The sequence below is a fragment of the Shewanella putrefaciens genome (assembly GCF_016406305.1).
In the GTDB taxonomy this organism is placed as follows: Bacteria; Pseudomonadota; Gammaproteobacteria; order Enterobacterales; family Shewanellaceae; genus Shewanella; species Shewanella putrefaciens_C.
Genome location: NZ_CP066369.1, coordinates 1,733,061 through 1,750,511 on the forward strand (window position 1 = coordinate 1,733,061; position 17,451 = coordinate 1,750,511).

Annotated in this window: 15 protein-coding genes; 11 read left to right on the top strand and 4 right to left on the bottom strand. The window is 46.6% G+C overall.

What is annotated here, in order from left to right; translation table 11 throughout:
* The first annotated feature begins 119 nt into the window (after positions 1 to 119).
* From JFT56_RS07425 to JFT56_RS07440, 4 genes are all read left to right on the top strand, one after another.
* Positions 120 to 893: a TSUP family transporter gene (locus JFT56_RS07425; protein WP_198783028.1), complete on the top strand. Its 774-nt coding sequence runs from the start codon at positions 120 to 122 to the stop codon at positions 891 to 893.
* 264 nt (positions 894 to 1,157) lie between these two features.
* Positions 1,158 to 2,303 carry an exonuclease SbcCD subunit D gene (locus tag JFT56_RS07430; RefSeq protein WP_198783029.1) on the top strand — a complete coding sequence of 382 codons (1,146 nt, stop codon included), beginning with the start codon at positions 1,158 to 1,160 and terminating at the stop codon, positions 2,301 to 2,303.
* Entirely contained in the window at positions 2,300 to 5,356 is a 3,057-nt protein-coding gene (locus JFT56_RS07435; protein ID WP_198783030.1) for an AAA family ATPase, read from the top strand. Before JFT56_RS07430 ends, JFT56_RS07435 begins: the two co-directional genes overlap by 4 nt.
* A gap of 265 nt (positions 5,357 to 5,621) precedes the next feature.
* Positions 5,622 to 6,917 carry a peptidoglycan DD-metalloendopeptidase family protein gene (locus tag JFT56_RS07440; RefSeq protein ID WP_198783522.1) on the top strand — a complete coding sequence of 432 codons (1,296 nt, stop codon included), beginning with the start codon at positions 5,622 to 5,624 and terminating at the stop codon, positions 6,915 to 6,917.
* A gap of 137 nt (positions 6,918 to 7,054) precedes the next feature.
* On the opposite strand, the gene JFT56_RS07445 is transcribed toward JFT56_RS07440, so the two are convergent.
* The 4 genes from JFT56_RS07445 to JFT56_RS07460 all read right to left on the bottom strand — a co-directional run bounded on the left by JFT56_RS07445 (position 7,055) and on the right by JFT56_RS07460 (position 10,107).
* On the bottom strand, positions 7,055 to 7,525 hold the full coding sequence (locus JFT56_RS07445; RefSeq protein ID WP_198783031.1) for a hypothetical protein: 471 nt from the start codon (positions 7,523 to 7,525) through the stop codon (positions 7,055 to 7,057).
* A 102-nt stretch (positions 7,526 to 7,627) separates the two neighbouring features.
* Positions 7,628 to 8,137 (bottom strand): M48 family metallopeptidase, encoded by a 510-nt coding sequence (locus tag JFT56_RS07450; protein WP_198783032.1) that lies wholly within the window; start codon positions 8,135 to 8,137, stop codon positions 7,628 to 7,630.
* A gap of 43 nt (positions 8,138 to 8,180) precedes the next feature.
* Positions 8,181 to 8,618 (bottom strand): DUF3010 family protein, encoded by a 438-nt coding sequence (locus JFT56_RS07455; RefSeq protein WP_198783033.1) that lies wholly within the window; start codon positions 8,616 to 8,618, stop codon positions 8,181 to 8,183.
* Between the two features lie 139 nt (positions 8,619 to 8,757).
* Entirely contained in the window at positions 8,758 to 10,107 is a 1,350-nt protein-coding gene (locus JFT56_RS07460) for a DEAD/DEAH box helicase (RefSeq protein WP_198783034.1), read from the bottom strand.
* A 248-nt stretch (positions 10,108 to 10,355) separates the two neighbouring features.
* Here JFT56_RS07460 and rssA point away from each other — a divergent pair, with 248 nt between their 5' ends.
* From rssA to JFT56_RS07495, 7 genes are all read left to right on the top strand, one after another.
* A complete protein-coding gene (rssA, locus tag JFT56_RS07465) occupies positions 10,356 to 11,300 on the top strand; it encodes a patatin-like phospholipase RssA (protein WP_198783035.1) in 945 nt (314 codons plus the stop codon).
* A 114-nt stretch (positions 11,301 to 11,414) separates the two neighbouring features.
* Positions 11,415 to 12,104 carry a hypothetical protein gene (locus JFT56_RS07470; protein WP_198783036.1) on the top strand — a complete coding sequence of 230 codons (690 nt, stop codon included), beginning with the start codon at positions 11,415 to 11,417 and terminating at the stop codon, positions 12,102 to 12,104.
* A 215-nt stretch (positions 12,105 to 12,319) separates the two neighbouring features.
* A complete protein-coding gene (gene nrdD / locus JFT56_RS07475) occupies positions 12,320 to 14,437 on the top strand; it encodes an anaerobic ribonucleoside-triphosphate reductase (RefSeq protein WP_198783037.1) in 2,118 nt (705 codons plus the stop codon).
* 113 nt (positions 14,438 to 14,550) lie between these two features.
* Positions 14,551 to 15,012 (top strand): anaerobic ribonucleoside-triphosphate reductase-activating protein, encoded by a 462-nt coding sequence (gene nrdG / locus JFT56_RS07480; RefSeq protein WP_198783038.1) that lies wholly within the window; start codon positions 14,551 to 14,553, stop codon positions 15,010 to 15,012.
* Positions 15,013 to 15,126: 114 nt separating this feature from the next.
* Entirely contained in the window at positions 15,127 to 15,483 is a 357-nt protein-coding gene (locus JFT56_RS07485) for a YibL family ribosome-associated protein (protein WP_198783039.1), read from the top strand.
* Between the two features lie 290 nt (positions 15,484 to 15,773).
* Positions 15,774 to 16,400, top strand: a complete 627-nt coding sequence (ribA, locus tag JFT56_RS07490; protein ID WP_198783040.1) for a GTP cyclohydrolase II — start codon at positions 15,774 to 15,776, stop codon at positions 16,398 to 16,400.
* A 45-nt stretch (positions 16,401 to 16,445) separates the two neighbouring features.
* Positions 16,446 to 17,372 carry a hypothetical protein gene (locus JFT56_RS07495; protein WP_233095578.1) on the top strand — a complete coding sequence of 309 codons (927 nt, stop codon included), beginning with the start codon at positions 16,446 to 16,448 and terminating at the stop codon, positions 17,370 to 17,372.
* The last annotated feature ends 79 nt before the right edge of the window (positions 17,373 to 17,451 follow it).

Here is a 17,451-nt window from a genome sequence, read left to right on the forward strand (position 1 = left end):
TAATGGTTTAGTGTGACTTTATCTCACGCTATGGCGACAATAACTCCTTTGCGTTTATAAGGCAAACGCAGTCTAATGCACTGCAATGACACCCATTTACCTAAAAAGAATCATAAATCATGCTCGAGTTTGAACTCACTCTACAAATTGCTGCGTTACTTTTTGCCGTTGCTATGGTGGCGGGATTTATCGACTCCATCGCCGGAGGTGGCGGTTTACTGACGATACCTGCCTTGATGTGGGCGGGTTTACCGCCAGCGGTTGCCTTAGGTACAAATAAACTCCAAGCCTGTGGCGGCAGTTTTTTTGCGAGCCTGTATTTTGTGCGTAAAGGACTCGTTGATCTTAAATCTGTGAAATTGTCGCTCTTTTGCGCGTTTATCGGCGCGGCATTGGGCACTATTCTAGTTCAGCTGGTTGATACTAAAGTGCTGGAGTTGATCTTGCCCTTTTTGATTTTAGCCATTGGTTGTTATTTCTTATTTTCGAAAAAGATTTCTGAAGACGATAAGCATCAAGTGCTGACACCGACTGCGTTTGCGTTCACTGCGGCTTTAGGTGTGGGCCTGTACGATGGTTTTTTTGGCCCTGGCACGGGCAGCTTTTTTGCGCTGGCCTTTGTATCCCTTGCGGGCTTTGGTCTGGCAAAAGCCACAGCCCATGCCAAACTACTTAATTTCTCGACTAACATCGCTTCGCTGATCTTCTTTGCCTTGGGCGGTAAAGTGATTTGGTTATTGGGCTTAGTGATGTTGGCAGGGCAAGCAATTGGCGCAACCTTAGGCTCGCGTCTGGTTGTCACTAAAGGCACTAAGATCATTAAGCCGTTAGTTGTGACTATGTCCCTTGCCATGAGTTTTAAATTGCTGGTGAATCAATATCAGCTGTTTTGATCGATTGAGTCAATTTAGGGAATTTCCATCCTGCTTGGATGGAAATTCCCCCGCGTGTTTCTAATTCATTCACTCCTTTTGCTTTGGCTATACACTGTTAGGTTTTTTGCATAGTATAACCTGTCATTTCTCGTGCACTTTTTGAGTTTGTTTTCATTGTTTTTCTTGTATTACTCAGTGCGTTACATTATCTGCGTTTGGCCAAATTACAGCCAATATGAATATCAGCCCTCGGTTTGGCTGCAATAGGGTTTAAGAGCGATTATGAAATTTATCCACACCTCAGATTGGCACATAGGCCGTCAGTTACACAATCAATCATTACTGGATGATCAGGCCTTTGTCCTCGACCAAATTGTGGCTTTGGCAACGGAACAGAGTGTCGATGCCGTGATTGTGGCGGGGGATATTTATGATAGATCGATTCCGCCAGCCAATGCGGTCGCGCTCTTAGATAATGTACTCAATCGGCTAGTGCAGGATCTTAAACTGCAAGTGATTATGATTGCCGGTAACCACGATGGTCACGAGCGCTTAGGATTTGCGGCCAAACAAATGGCGGCAGGTGGATTACATATTATTGGGCCGCTTAGCGCTGCGCTTTCGCCTATTAGGTTAGAAAGCCCAACGGGCGCCGCCTATTTTTATCCGTTACCCTACGCTGAACCTGCCACAGTGCGGCAAGTTTTGGAGTGTGAGGCACCAAGCCATGAGGCCGCCATGGCACTATTGCTTGAGCAAGTGCGTCAGCACGATAGCCAAGGTTTGCCAAAAGTGGTGATAAGCCATTGCTTTTTGGATGGTGGCAGTGAGTCGGAATCTGAGCGACCACTGAGTATTGGCGGCGCCGACAAAATATCGCCAGCGCTATTCGCTGAGTTTGATTATGTTGCCCTTGGGCATTTGCACGGACCGCAATATAAGGGCGCCGAGCATGTGCGCTACTCAGGATCGATTTTGAAGTATTCCTTTAGCGAACAGCATCAACACAAGTCGGTGACTTTAGTTGAGCTTGGCGCACAAACGCCGATGGATATTCGTTTATTGCCGTTAACGTCGCTGCGTGATGTTCGTGTTTTAGAAGGGGAGTTAGCTAACCTCATTGAGCAAGGTAAAACCGATACAAAGCGTGATGATTATCTTATGGTTAGGCTCCTCGATAAACACGCAATTTTGGATGCAATGGGTAAACTCAGAGCCGTTTACCCCAATGTGCTGCATTTAGAGCGCACTGGGTTAATGGCGGGGCAACAGCAAGTCGCCTTGAGTCGTGACCATATCAAAAAAGGCGAGATGGACATGTTCTGTGACTTTTTTACTCAAGTGTCTGGCGAATCATTGACTCAGGCGCAGCAAGCTGTGATGGATGAGCTGCTGACTAAGCTACACAATGAGGAGCGCCAAGCATGAGACCGCTAAACCTTTCCATGTCTGCCTTTGGTCCCTTTGCCACGACTCAGACGATTGATTTCACAGCATTAGGTAATAATCCGTTATTTCTGATCAACGGCCCAACGGGCGCGGGTAAGACAACCTTGCTCGATGGCATTTGCTTTGCGCTCTATGGTAAAACCACGGGCAACGAGCGCGAAGGCAGCCAGATGCGCTGCGATATGGCAGACAATAGCTTGCTTACAGAAGTCACTTTCAGTTTTCAACTGGGCAGTGACAGCTATCGCATCCGCCGAGTGCCAGAGCAGGACAGAGTCAAAAAAAGCGGTGATGGCTCAACAGTCCAAAAGAGTGAAGCGCAGCTCTATAAAATTGACGCCGATGGCAATGAAAGCTTATTAGTCGCCAGTAAAGTGTCCGAGGCCACCGCTGAGATTGAAGCCCTAACCGGGCTCGATGTGGAACAATTTCGCCAGGTGATGGTGTTACCCCAGGGCAAGTTTCGTGAATTGTTGATGGCGGATTCTAAGGCGCGTGAACTGATATTTAGTCAGCTATTTCAAACGCATATTTACCGCCGGATTGAAGATACCCTAAAAAATAAGGCTGCCGATATTAGCGCCCTAGTGAACGATCAACGCAGTCGCCGCGATGGTATTTTACAGAGTGCGGGCCTAGCATCCGATGACGAGCTTAGCAGTGAATTAGCCAAGCTCACGCCTGAACTGGCGCTCGCCCAAAGTGCGAAGGAACAGGCATTACAGCTGCAACAATTAGTGATTAAAGCAAATGATGCCGCCCAGCATCTACAGGCTGAATTTGCACAGTTGGATGCCTTAACGCAAAGTGCAGCCGCGCTCGATGCCAAGCAAGAGTGCATAGCCGCGCAAACCCACAAGTTAAATTTAGCCAAGCAAGCGCAGCGCTTAGCGCCCATGGTTGAGGTGTTTGTGGCCCGAGAGCAGGAAGCCAAGGCGGCCAATCTTGCCTTGAGTCACGCGCAAACGGCACTGACTCAGGCCAAGCAAGCCTTTGATGAGGCTGAGCTCAAAGCGCAGGATTTACCCCTATTAGAAGCCTCGCTACTCGAGCAGGAACAAGTTAAACAGCAACTGAATGCGCTGGGGCCGCAGCTTAGGGAACTGGATCAACTCAATAAAACCCTAGAGCAAGAGCGAGCGCAGTTAGTGAGGGCCAAAGCGCAGCTTCAGGGCTGTAAAAATGAGTTTACCGCAGTTACTCAAAAACGTTATGAACTGGAGTCTGCTCTGCCACCACTGCAGGCCAGTAGTGAAACTCGGTTCTCACTGCAGCAGGCGCACCAACAGCAGCAACAGTTATTGACTACCTATCGGCAATGGCAGCAAGTTGCGGCAAAGGTCGCGGCGACACAGGTTAAAATTGCCGAGGCAAAAGCCCAAGGGCAACAACTCAATGCCCAGCATCAGCAAGCACAGCTTGCGCATAAAGCCTTATTGATGACTTGGCACCAAGGGCAGGCGGCCATTTTGGCTAAGCAATTACAGCAAGATGCACCTTGTCCCGTCTGTGGCAGCCACATTCACCCGCAGCCAGCACAGAGCCAAGAGTCGCTCCCGAGTGAAGAAGCGCTGCAACTGGCCCAAGAGGCTGAAGCGACGGCCCAAGAAATTTTGAGTAAAGCCAGAGCGGAATACCGTGGATTACAGACACAGTTAGAAACCCTGCAGCAACAAGCGCAGGATCTTGCGGCCCAATTGGGGGCTGCGGTTGATATTTCTGTAGATGAACATTCGCAAACCCTGTCGCAATACGCTTTGTCACTCGCACAGGCCGAGCAAGCGCATCGACATTTGCAGCAGTTACAACAAGATATTGCCCTGTTGCACGTACAGGAAACGCAGCTGCAACAAAAGCTGGAGCAAGGGCAAGCGCAGGACAACGCGTTGCAATCTAAAGTGGATTTATTGCAGGGACAGTTAGCGCAAATGCAGCAAAGCGTGCCATCTGCCCTGGCAACGCTTGAGGCATTAACCGCTGCGATAATGCAAAACCAGCAAACTCTTAGCCAAATAAAACAACAGATTGCGAGCGTGAGGGAGCATCAGCAACAGGCCGGGCAAACCTTTGTTGCTGCAAAAGCTGCACTTAATGGGGCCGAAAAGGCCGCTGAGGTGGCATTAGCCCAGCAAACCCGTGCCCAGCAGCAACTCAATCAGCAACTCGTCGCTGCAGGTTTTGTCGATCAACAGGCCCTATTTGAGGCCATACTAGATGAAACGCAACTGCATGCATTGGCAAACGAGATTGAGGTTTATCAGCAACAGTGTGCGTTGACTAAGGCCCAGTGCGAACAGTTAGCACTTAAGCTTAAAGATAAAGTGCCGCCCGATAGCATTAAGCTTGCTGTCGAGCTTGAGTCGGCGCAGCAAGCATTGCAAGTGGCAGAGCAGGCATGGCAGCTACTTCACACTCGCACAGTATTACTGACGCAAACCCAAACCCAATTGAGTATCGCAGATACGAAGGCTAAGGCCTTAGAGGATGAATATGCGGTTATCGGCACACTTGCCGATGTGGCTAATGGAAAAACCGGCAATAAAATCAGTCTGCAACGTTTTGTATTGAGCGTACTGCTAGACGATGTGTTGCTCGAAGCGAGCCATAGGTTACATCTGATGAGTAAAGGGCGTTATCGTTTGCTCCGCAAGGAAGATAGGGCAAAGGGCAACAAAGCCTCTGGGCTCGAGTTAGAAGTGGAAGATGCCTACACCTCGAAAGTGCGTCCGGTGGCGACCCTCAGCGGCGGCGAAAGCTTTATGGCGGCATTATCTATGGCACTAGGATTATCCGATGTAGTGCAAGCCTATGCGGGAGGAATTAAGCTCGATACCCTGTTTATCGATGAAGGTTTTGGCAGCCTTGATCAGGACTCATTAGAGCTTGCCATTCGAACCTTGATGGATCTGCAATCCTCTGGCCGCATGATAGGGCTGATCTCCCACGTTTCTGAGATGAAAGAGCAAATAAATACCCGTATTGATATCTTAAAAACCTCCCATGGGAGTGAAATTGCAATCGTTTTGCCTTAGTCAGGGTTTAACGTGACAATGACTTGATAACAATATGTTTTAAAAGATAAATTTAAGTGCATTTTAGTATTTATATATAGAGAGATAGGGCATGTAACCGGTTTGAAATGCAAGCTGGCGCATATTTTTGGTAAATAGTGCAGCAAAACTGCGAAATAGCGTTTGTCATAATCGATTTTTTGAGATAAGTTGACAAAATTAGGGCTTCCCCCAAAGGGACTGATTCAAAAATATAACGCCATAACGATAACAAAAGGTGAAAGCGTTGCAGACAGGCAAACCCACATTTAACTATTTTTCGCAAACCCGTTTGCAGAATTTATCACCCACCCACAAGAATATTCTTTTAGTGGGTGGTTTGTTGATTGGCGCAGCCATGCTAATGCCCAACGCTAACCATGTTGTGCCGACCGCACAGCGAATTCCCGTTACCCTCGATCTTGACAATATTTTACCTCCGGTTTCAGCACCCCTTGAGCAAGATCCCATAATAGACAACAGCCCTGATTTCGAGCGTATTATTGCTTCAGGTGATACTTTAAGTAGTTTATTTTCTAAGGCGGGCGTCGATCAGCAGACTATGTATAAGGTATTAGAGGCAGACTTAAACGTACTCGCCCTCGATACCTTATTACCCGGTAACCGTATGCAGTTTTGGCTGGATAATGAAGGCCAATTGCAAAAATTAGAACTTTACTTCAACGCAGCACGCCAAGTGGTATTTACTCGTTATGAAGACGGGAGCTTTAACGTTGAAGAAGTGAATGTGGAAGGTGTTTGGCAAAATCGTATTGTGACTGGAGATATTAAAGGTTCATTTTACGTTTCTGCTCAAAAAATGGGATTAGCAGCCGCCGATATTCAGCGGATTGAAGATTTACTCAAAGAGAAATTGAATTTTGCACGGGATCTACATGCAGGAGACAAATTCTCTGTTTTGGTAAATGATCAATATGTTGAAGGTGAAGCGACGGGTAGCAGCCAAATATTAGGCGTGAGTATTAAAACGGGTCGTTCTGAAATTAGTGCATTCCAACATACCGATGGTAGTTATTATGATGCCAAAGGCCGAAGTCTAGTGCGTGCATTCCAGCGTATTCCATTAACTAAACAGCCACGAATGAGTTCTCGTTTTAACTCCCATCGCAAGCATCCGATTACTGGCCGTATTTCTCCCCATAATGGTGCTGATTTTTCGGTGCCTATTGGTACTAAGGTCATTGCCCCAGGTGATGGTGTCGTGAGTTTAGTTACTGACCATCAGTTTGCGGGTAAATATATAGTGATAGAACACGGTGGTAAGTATCGCACCAGATATCTGCACCTTTCTAAGGCTTTGGTGCGTAAAGGACAGCGGGTAACTCGCGGTCAAGTCATTGCTTTATCAGGTAATACGGGTCGTTCGACGGGACCGCACCTACATTATGAATTCCATGTTAATGGCAAGCCTGTCGATCCGATGAAGGCCGATATTCCAATGTCGAGTCAATTAGCAAATCAAGAATTGAATAGCTTTGCTAATACGGTTAAAAGTCGCCAAGCTTTAATGAATTTGGGTTAATTAATTTACTCAATCGGCGATTCTTCAAAACCGATTAGATGAATAAAAAATGCCGATGAAATTTATTTTCATCGGCATTTTTTATTGCTTTGTTTATTTGTTAAAAAAGGCTAAAGGCAGTTATGCGATACGCTGTTTTAACTCGCTTGGCGCTTTTGCATTGCCTTTAAGGCACATTTGCATAGTCGTCCTTTTAAAGCCGGACAGCCACTACAGGGGGATTTTTTATAGGGACGCAGTGCAAAACTGCGGCCTGTCGGTGAGGGGGATAAACGTTTAATGACGGCCGATGACAGGAAACTTGCATCATTAGCGGCAATAAACTGGGCTTTAGCGAGTTTTAATTGTTTTTTAAGTGCAGGCTTGTCGAGATGCTTAATGTGCTGTTTAGCGAGGTGGTCGGATAATAGTTGACCTAAATATTTACGCTGAGCTTTTTTGCTTTGTAATCGAGTATTTGAATTTAAATTCGCCGTGTCATTAGACACCGATGACATGAATTTCATCGAAGCCGATATTTCAGTCGATTTAACCTGTTGCTTTTGCAGTTTCTTTGCTTGTTTTTTACACCACTTTTCAAGCTTTTTATCAATATTCGGCTTTTTCATACGACCTGGCGATGGCTGATAATACGAATTTATTCTAAATGAAAATTATTATCAGTCAATATCAGGTAGTATAAAAATGAGGTGCAGAGGAAGAAACTGTGACTAAGTCGTGTAAGGTGATGTATTTGTATCTATGCAGGTGAGTAATAAGCGCAAATCAAATTCGAACTGGTGGTAATCGGGCTCCATATAAGTACACAGATTATAGAAAGCCTTATTATGATCTTTTTCTTTAAGATGGGCTAATTCATGTACGACGACCATTCGAAGTAAAGGCTCGGGGACGCGTTTTAATCTGGAAGATATACGAATTTCATTCTTAGCTTTAATTTTGTTCCCTTGTACCCGTGATACATAGGAATGTAAGCCAAGTGCATGATGACTAATGCTAATTTTGTCGTCGAAGATCACTTTTGACAAAGGTGAGGATTGACGCAAGAAGCGGTTTTTTATCCCTTGGGTATAGTCATAAAGTGCTTTATCACTGCGAATATCATGGATTTCAGGATGACGGCGTAGGAGGAGTGCGGGCAAGGTTCCTGCATCTAGATGCTGTCGTACCTGTTGCTGGATGTCGGGGCTATAGCCGCTTAAATATTTTAATAATGGCATAGGAAGTTGGCTCCGAATCGCTTCGGAGCCAATAGTCTGGGTATTAGGCTTTACCAAAAATACGACGGTTTTGCTGTGCGAAAGCGGCCTCAAAGGCACCCTGTTGCACACGCTTAAGATCTAAGCTGTCAAAATCGACTTGGGGTGGGTTGCGTTTATTTTGCTCTTTGATCGTCACAGGGGATAGCAAAGTCACTGGTAGGTCGCCTAACTGAATGGCGGCTTCAAGTTTAAAACTCGTCGCAGAACCTGCCAACTTACCTTTTTGCTCGCGCTCGATAATCACTATCTCATCGACTTTGTAGTCTTGCATTAACTTATGGAAAGCAAAATGAAAGTCACGGATCGCCTCTGTGGTTGCCGATTGCGAAACACTGAAGGACACCTTACGGCACTCAGGCACATTAAAGGTCTCACCTTCATAACTTAATAAACTGATAATGGCTTCGCCACCTTTTAATTCAACACCACAAACTCTCATGTTACACCTTCAAAATATCAATAACTGCGCTATTGTAGCTGGAATGAGGCTCAGAGAGCTTACGACGTTGATTCCAGCCGGTTTTAAGTTGATGGTAATGAGCCTTAGTACTCAGTGACCATCAACGCCAATTTAAAAATTAAACTTCTTCAGTATCATTGTCTTGCAGCAAGTGGGCCGTGGGCTTTCTACGCATTGGCGCATCGCCTACATCGACGCCCGTAATAAAGCGTTTATCACGGGATGGTGCGGCTTTAGCCGCTTTAGCCTTGACGCTGCCCTTTGCGGGGGCTGTTTTAGCGATTCGTTTTGCCGGTGTCTGTTTAGACTTATCTTTAAGACCGCTAAATTTTGCTTCTAGACCAGGAATAACACTGATTTCAAATGTTTTTCTGAGGAAAACTTGGACTTTTTTGAAGTTATCCCAATCCTTTGGCCCTACGAGTGATATCGCATCGCCTTTGGCTCCTGCACGACCGGTACGACCAATACGATGAACGTATTCTTCGGCAAACTTTGGCATGTCGAAGTTAATGACTAATGAGACGTTAAGCAGATCCAGCCCACGGGACGCCACGTCCGTAGTGACTAAAACCTGCTGTAGCCCTCGGGCAAATTGATCCATGATCTGATTGCGGGCGGTTTGCTTTAACTCGCCACTGAGTGCTGCCGTTGCAAAGCCTTGAGCCGAGAGTTTGGCCGCTAATCGCTCGGTATCAGGACGCGTCGCTGTAAAGATAATCACTTGTTTATGCTGTTCATCTTGCAGTAAACGCGTTAATAAAGCCTCTTTATGATCTAAGTGATCACAGAGGAAAATACGCTGATGAATATCGTTATGCTCACTGTGGGCTGCGCCTATGGCCACATGGGCAGGATTTTTCAACAAAGTTGCAGCTATATCATTGATTTCACTGTGATCTAACGTTGCCGAGAACATTAAGGTTTGACGGCGTTTATGATCCGCAGCGTCGTTGATGGCCTTAAGTTGCGGCGCAAAACCTAAATCCAGCATACGGTCAGCTTCATCGAGGATGAGCAGTTCTAGTCCGTTGAGGAATAAATGTTTTTGTTCTAAATGGTCCGCAATTCGCCCCGGTGTTGCAACGATAAAATGTGGTTCTTTGGCGAGCGCTTTAGCTTGATCGTTAAAGTTTTCACCCCCCAGAACGCTAATGGCCTTGTATTGAGTATTGGCAACGAGTAAACGAAGTTGGCTATAAACCTGATGGGCTAGCTCGCGGGTTGGTAATAAAATCAATACTCTAGGATCGCGTTTGGTGAGTGCACGGGTAGATATGACTCTTTGCAATGCTGGCAGCAAAAACGCAAGGGTTTTACCCGAGCCTGTTTTTGATGACGCCATTAAATCTTTACCTGCCAATGCGATAGGCAGTGCTTGTTCCTGGATGGCGGTAGGGGCAGTGATCCCCATATGCTTTAAGCTTTGTAACAGACGCTGGTCCAGAGAAAAATCGGTAAATTGCAAAGGTATATCCCCTAAATCTTAGTAAGGGCAGATTATAGCCTTAAACGGCTGTTCTCAGCTATCCACATCGGTAATTATCTCGGCATTAGTGCTAAGTTACTGTCAAAAATCGTACAGATAATGTTAGGGGTCTATATTTATTTACATTGATGTTACAACCACTTAATTCCATCTATTTTACTCTCTATGGTCGAAATGCTGGGATTTTAGGTTATTCTGTGACCGAGTCTATTTAGGGGGAACATTTTATGGTCAAAGGATCAGCACCGACTATTGGCATTGCCTTAGGCAGTGGCGCGGCAAAGGGGTGGGCACATATTGGGGTGTTAAATGGATTGGCTGCGCTGGGCATTAAGCCCGATAAAGTGGCGGGTTGTTCCATTGGCGCTTTAGTTGGGGCGGCCTATGCCCACGATCATTTGCCTGAACTCGAAGAGTGGGTGCGTAGTTTTTCGAGCTGGGATGTTCTTGGTTTAATGGATATTCGCTGGCGTAAAGGAGGATTGATTGGCGGCGAAAAAGTGTTTGATGTGCTGCAGTCTCGCATCGGAGATCTGACGATCGAACAACTTAATCGGCCTTTTGCGGCGGTCGCAACGGATTTATATTCGGGTCAAGAGATTTGGTTCCGCCACGGCGATTTGCGCCAAGCTGTCAGGGCATCTTGTTCTATGCCGGGGATTTTAGCGCCAGTGCGTCAGGGAGATCGCTGGTTAGTTGATGGCGCAGTAGTGAATCCTGTTCCTGTGTCCGTTAGCCGTGCTATGGGAGTAGATATCGTTATTGCTGTCGATTTAAACGGATATCATTCGGGGCGATTGCAAGTATTGCCTGTCAATATGACCAGCCAGAAGGTGACTGAAGCGTCCGATTTACCCGCTCGACAAGAAACGGGCTTTATGGATTTATTCGCCCGTGGCCGGGAATATGTTAGCAGTTTGACCGATAAATTTTCCCTCGGGACTAAATCCAACCCAGGCATGATTGCCGTGATGTCCCAGTCCATGGGGATTTTAGAGCAAAGACACAAACGGGTCCGCCTAATGGGCGATCCTCCGGATATCCTTGTTGTGCCAGAAGTTGCCAATATTGGCACTATGGAGTTTCACCGCGCCGATGAGGCCATTGCCGCCGGTGAGGCTGCCGTTGCGAAAGTGGCTCATTTGATTGAGGCTGCGATATGGAAGGGCTGATGTAGGCGGAAGGGCTGCAACAGTGCCGCTTGAACTCAAGGATTTGAGTTTTAAAACAATTGGCTTATTTTTTGCTTTAAAACGTCACGCAGTTTTAGACGCCGAATATTTGACATGAGTTCTATTTTAAATACCTCAAATCTTAATCGCAGCAACACCAGTATTGCCGATGCCTACGGCCTCAATAGCCAAAAAGCGAGCACGGCCAAGACGGAATCGAGTACCGAAAAAACCTCATCCCAGAAAGGCACAGCTCAGACCGAATCGACGGGGGCCGATGCGATTGCACTGTCACCACGGGCGCAGCGGGCACAAAAAATCCAAGCGATGTCGAAGGATTTTTTTGCTAATGGTCAATTCAGTGTTGCGGATATTCCTGCGTTAGTGTCTCGTTTACAGAAGGATGGCATCCTCTCGGAGAGCCAGCTCGAACGCCTATCGCAAAATGGGATTAATCCACCGACTACAGATAAGACGAACACCCAATCTCTGCAGGACTTCATCGATGATGAGCTTAAGTCACTGAGTAAAACGTCCCCTAACAGTCCATTGATTAACACCTTAGTCGATGCTAAGCATGTACTAACGAATATGGATGATGCCCAGTCCCCTCTTTTAGCCCAAAAAGCGGCCAAAGTGTTTGGGCAATTAACAGATTATTTAAACTCAAATCCTCCCATGACGGACACGCAAAAGCAGCAATGGCAGGGACTTAAATCCACCATGCAAGTGGCCTCGTCTATGGGATCTCAGCAGTCGGCCCTTGGGCAGTTGAGTAGTTATTTAGCCTTGGCAAAGCGTTAACTAGCCTGCTTTTTCACTCAGGTCAAGGCTCTACTTGCAGATCATAGGGCTTTGCTACAGTTCTTCTTTGTTCTTTTCTTCCATCTGCTAAATCATGATCTGGATCATGGAAGTTTCAACACCGATATCGCTTAATGCTCTACATATTGTGTTTATTGATTATCAAATCACTATATGTAGTGTTAATTTTAATCGAGATGGAGAGGAACTGAACAATGCCAGTCGTGATTAAGCGGGATGGTTGCCGCACGCCTTTTGATGAGACAAGGATAAGAGATGCAGTTATCGCCGCTGCAAACTCAGTTGGGATAGAGGATGCCGACTATGCCGCCACCGTGGCCGCTTGTGTCAGTCAACGGGTGGCATCTTTAGCCGAAGTCGATATCCACCATTTGCAAGATGCCGTTGAAAATCTGTTGATGGAGGGACCCTATAAGTCATTGGCTCGGGTGTATATTGAGTATCGCCATGATAGGGATATTTGCCGTGAAGCCACCAGTAAACTGAATTTAGAAATTCGTGGTCTGGTTGAGCAAAGCAATGCCGCGCTGCTGAATGAAAATGCCAATAAAGACTCGAAAGTTATCCCGACCCAGCGGGATTTACTCGCGGGGATTGTGGCTAAACATTATGCCAAGAGCCATATTTTGCCAAAGGATGTCGTGGTCGCCCATGAAGTGGGGGAAATCCACTACCACGATTTAGATTATTCGCCATTCTTCCCCATGTTTAACTGTATGCTGATTGATCTGGCTGGCATGCTAACCCACGGTTTTAAAATGGGTAATGCCGAGATTGAAACACCCAAATCGATCTCAACGGCAACCGCGGTCACCGCTCAAATCATCGCCCAAGTGGCCAGCCATATCTATGGCGGTACAACCATCAATCGAATCGATGAAGTGTTAGCGCCCTTTGTGGCAAAGAGCTATGACAAACACTATCAAGTGGCATTGAACTGGCAGATTAAAGATGCCAAGGCTTTTGCTACGGCGCAAACCGAAAAAGAATGCCACGATGCTTTTCAGTCACTCGAGTATGAAGTCAATACCTTGCACACGGCTAACGGTCAAACCCCCTTCGTTACCTTTGGTTTTGGTTTAGGCACTTCGTGGGAGTCACGCCTGATTCAGCAATCTATGCTCAAAGTGCGCATGGCAGGCCTAGGAAAAAACCGTAAAACCGCGGTCTTCCCCAAATTGGTGTTTGCCATTCGAGATGGTATTAACCATAAGGCGGGCGATTGCAACTACGATGTCAAACAAATGGCTTTGAAATGTGCGAGCATGCGGATGTATCCCGACATTTTAAACTACGAGCAGGTTGAAAAGGTCACTGGCTCATTCAAAACGCCCATGGGATGCCGTAGCTTTTTAGGCACCTATAAAGAAAATGGTGAGTTGGTCCATGAAGGGCGTAATAACCTCGGGGTGGTGAGCCTTAACCTGCCGCGTATTGCCCTAGAGGCCAAGGGGAATGAAGTCGAATTTTACCGCATTCTCGATGACCGTCTAGCCCTTGCCCGCAGGGCTTTGGATACCCGTATTGAACGTTTGAACGGCGTTAAAGCCCGTGTGGCCCCGATTCTTTATATGGAAGGTGCCTGTGGCGTGCGTTTACGTGCCGATGACGACATAGCGCAGATATTCAAAAATGGCCGCGCGTCTATCTCATTAGGCTATATAGGGTTGCATGAAACCATCAATGCGCTCTATGGCACAGAACTCCATGTTTTTGATAATGCAGCACTGCGTGAAAAAGCCGTGGCAATCGTGGCCTATTTAAAAGCGGCAACCGAGGCGTGGAAGAACGAGACTGGTTATGGGTTTAGTTTATACAGCACGCCAAGCGAGAGCCTGTGCAGCCGTTTCTGTAAACTCGATGCAAAACAATTTGGTGTCGTAGCAGGCGTCACGGATAAGGGATATTACACCAATAGCTTCCATTTGGACGTTGAAAAGCATGTTAATCCCTATGATAAGATTGATTTTGAACAACCTTATCCCGCCATCGCCAATGGTGGTTTTATCTGCTACGGCGAATATCCTAATATGCAGCATAACCTAGAGGCGTTGGAAAATGTCTGGGATTACAGCTATAGCCGCGTGCCTTATTACGGTACCAATACGCCGATAGATGAATGTTATGACTGTGGTTTTACAGGGGAATTTAGCTGCACGAGTAAAGGTTTTACCTGTCCTAAATGCGGTAACCACGAACCGAGCCGAGTGTCGGTGACCCGCCGAGTCTGTGGCTATTTAGGTAGCCCAGATGCCCGGCCATTTAACCACGGCAAGCAAGAAGAAGTGAAGCGCAGGATCAAGCACTTGTAACACTTCTGAATCATTTCATCTAGTACACTGACCTTGAGGCGCAGCGGGTACACCTTGCTGCGCCGCATGTTTTAGCCGACTTAGGATCGGGCGGCTCATCGGGAACTGACATTATGAATTATCACCAATATTATCCCATCGATGTGGTCAACGGCCCCGGAACCCGTGCAACCTTGTTTGTCTCGGGTTGTGAGCACCAGTGCCGTGGTTGCTATAATCAAAGCACTTGGGATGTGCGCTCTGGGCATCTGTTTGATCAAGCAATGGAAGATAGAATTATTGCCGATCTTAAGGATACGCGCATTGTGCGCCGTGGTCTGTCACTCTCTGGCGGCGATCCACTGCTACCTGCCAATGTCGAGGCCATTCTGGCGCTGGTTAAGCGGGTAAAAATAGCCTGTCCCGAGAAAGATATCTGGCTGTGGACGGGTTATGTACTTGATGAGCTCACCGACTTACAAAAAGTCGTACTTGAGTATATTGATGTGCTGGTGGATGGAAAATTCGAGCAAAGCTTAGCGGACCCAAGTTTGGCTTTCCGTGGTAGCAGCAATCAGAAAATACGTTTGTTATAAAAGCGGTAACGAGGATCGACAACTTGCTGTTATAATCCCAAACCTTGACACAGATGCTAGCACTAACAGGCGAAGATATTACTGTGGCTAACTTAGGTAAATTAAGGTAAGAGAATGAATTTAAAGCAAGAACTGCAGCAGCTAAACGATAAATTAGATAAATTTCGTCGTAAACTTGCTGCGGCAGAGCAAAGGGGCGATGATGCGATTATTGCCCAGTTTAAACGCGAAATCGCCGCGGTCACTAAGCAAATTAACAGTGTGAAGGGTCAGCAGACGCGCCTATTAAATAAACAGGGCAGCGATATCCAACATTTGCCCTTTCACCGTGCACTGACGAAAGCCGAGCAAGCCGATATGGGCCAACTGAAAAAATCAGTTAAAGGTTTAGTCGTGGTTCACCCTATGACAGCTTTAGGGCGTGAAATGGGACTGACTGAAGTGACCGGTTACGCACCTGCAAAGTTTTAACCTGAATCAAGGTTTACTCGGCGCAGCTGAGCATCAAGGGATTGGCAGCATAGCTTCGAATATCGATGCTGTGTTTGCGGCCCCAAATAGACTAAAAGTCGCTGGGATGCGTCAATATTGCGATTGAGTACTAGGTATTCTAGTTGGGGTTGATTCAACCACAACAGTTTTCCTGATGGTGTAAAACGCTTTAGAATAGGGCGCTTCATTGGCTAAGTGCCTAATTACGGTTTTGTTTTTATGGATGTTCCCTCGTCTCATGGAATGAGAGTTGTCGTTAAGGTTAAGTCATGTCGATAAAATATGTCGCGACGTCAAAGTTACCCACTCCTTGGGGTGTGTTTGCCATGCATGGTTTTGAAGATACTGAAACTGGCAAAGAGCATGTTGCACTCACGTTTGGAACTCTCAGTGCGGATGAGCCGGTATTAGGCCGTATTCATTCAGAATGTTTAACCGGTGATGCCCTATTTAGCCTACGTTGTGACTGTGGTTTTCAGTTACAGACTGCGATGCAAAATGTTGCTGAGACAGGCAGCGGTTTTATTCTGTATCTGCGCCAAGAGGGGCGGGGCATTGGTTTATTAAATAAGATCCGTGCCTACGAGTTGCAGGATAAAGGGGCTAATACGGTCGAAGCCAACGAACAGTTAGGTTTCCCTGCTGATATGCGTAAATACGATATGATTAAGCCTATGCTTGAACAGATCGGCGTGAAGCATGTGCGTTTGATGACTAATAATCCGCGTAAAGTCAAAGCGATGAAAGATCTTGGTATTGAAGTGGTTGAGCGTGTGCCATTACAAGTGGGTAAAAATCGCTATAATGAAGCCTATTTAAAGACTAAGTCTACCGAGCTTGGGCATATGATGTCTGAACACCATTTTATGGATGAAGATGAGTCGCCTTTAAGCTGAAAAGTCTACCGTTTAAGTGCTGAACATCAGGACTGTTAGAACAAATTGAGCTATTTTTTCAATCGGCTATTATTCACTGTTTTATCTGTGCCTACGCTGTGTATCGGCGTTATTGCTTCTATGGTTGCGTGGGCACAGGTTGTTTCTGCTGCCCCCCTTATATCGAGTCAATCATCGACGGATCCTTTGGCAACAACATCCGTTGATTCTCCCATCGATGCTAAGAACAATCCCAATTCTGCCTATGCCTTTGGCAGTTACCTTGGCACTGGGGTTTATCGCGCCGCAGAACAGAATGCGACCGTTGTCAGTATTCCTTTAACCTTTGATTTGCAAAAAGATAAAGACAGCCGCACTTGGCTGCGTATTCCCTTATCCTTTGGTTTTTTTGACTACTTAGCCCGGGACTTAACCGAAGGAGAATTACCTTCTTCGGTGGGCACTATGACGGTGACCCCCGGTGTGGAGCATCATTGGCAGGGGAGTGAGAATACCCGCATGGAAGCCTATTTTGACCTCGGGTTTGGCACTAATTTTAATACCAGTGAAAATGTGGCGATCTTCGCCTCGGGCGTGAGTAGCCTGTACGACTTTACGTTTGCGGGGGAAGAAAGCGTTTGGGTGTCTCGCTTACACTTTGCGGGCTACAGTGAGCGGATTGGCACCTTAACGGATCAATTTGCGGTGTTGCAAAGTGGCGTGGATATCGGACTCTCACCGCGCTGGCAATGGTGGAACGTTCAGGTCCAACCGAGGATTTTTGCCATAGGGTATTGGTATTTTAATGAGCTGAACTTTAGCAGTAATGCCGAGGAAGATACGTTAGTCTCTGGCAGCTATGAAATAGGTGCTACGCTTGCGTTCTCAAAGCCTTTGGGGGGCGATTTACTCGGCGTTGATCGCATCGGGCTCAGTTACCGTACTGGTGATGGGTTAGATATCTGGCGATTGGTGTTTAGCTTCCCGATTTAGCCGTAAATGTATTCAGCCTTCAGCCCCTGCAAAGGTTCAGGGGCAACTTTTAAGGCGCAATTCTCAATAAACTCCTCTC

Coding starts and splice junctions, on each gene's coding strand:
- JFT56_RS07425 (WP_198783028.1), top strand. CDS start 120: ATGCTCGAGTTTGAACTCACTCTACAAATTGCTGCGTTACTTTTTGCC.
- JFT56_RS07430 (WP_198783029.1), top strand. CDS start 1,158: ATGAAATTTATCCACACCTCAGATTGGCACATAGGCCGTCAGTTACAC.
- JFT56_RS07435 (WP_198783030.1), top strand. CDS start 2,300: ATGAGACCGCTAAACCTTTCCATGTCTGCCTTTGGTCCCTTTGCCACG.
- JFT56_RS07445 (WP_198783031.1), bottom strand. CDS start 7,525: ATGAAAAAGCCGAATATTGATAAAAAGCTTGAAAAGTGGTGTAAAAAA.
- JFT56_RS07450 (WP_198783032.1), bottom strand. CDS start 8,137: ATGCCATTATTAAAATATTTAAGCGGCTATAGCCCCGACATCCAGCAA.
- JFT56_RS07455 (WP_198783033.1), bottom strand. CDS start 8,618: ATGAGAGTTTGTGGTGTTGAATTAAAAGGTGGCGAAGCCATTATCAGT.
- rssA (WP_198783035.1), top strand. CDS start 10,356: ATGGTCAAAGGATCAGCACCGACTATTGGCATTGCCTTAGGCAGTGGC.
- JFT56_RS07470 (WP_198783036.1), top strand. CDS start 11,415: ATGAGTTCTATTTTAAATACCTCAAATCTTAATCGCAGCAACACCAGT.
- nrdD (WP_198783037.1), top strand. CDS start 12,320: ATGCCAGTCGTGATTAAGCGGGATGGTTGCCGCACGCCTTTTGATGAG.
- nrdG (WP_198783038.1), top strand. CDS start 14,551: ATGAATTATCACCAATATTATCCCATCGATGTGGTCAACGGCCCCGGA.
- JFT56_RS07485 (WP_198783039.1), top strand. CDS start 15,127: ATGAATTTAAAGCAAGAACTGCAGCAGCTAAACGATAAATTAGATAAA.
- ribA (WP_198783040.1), top strand. CDS start 15,774: ATGTCGATAAAATATGTCGCGACGTCAAAGTTACCCACTCCTTGGGGT.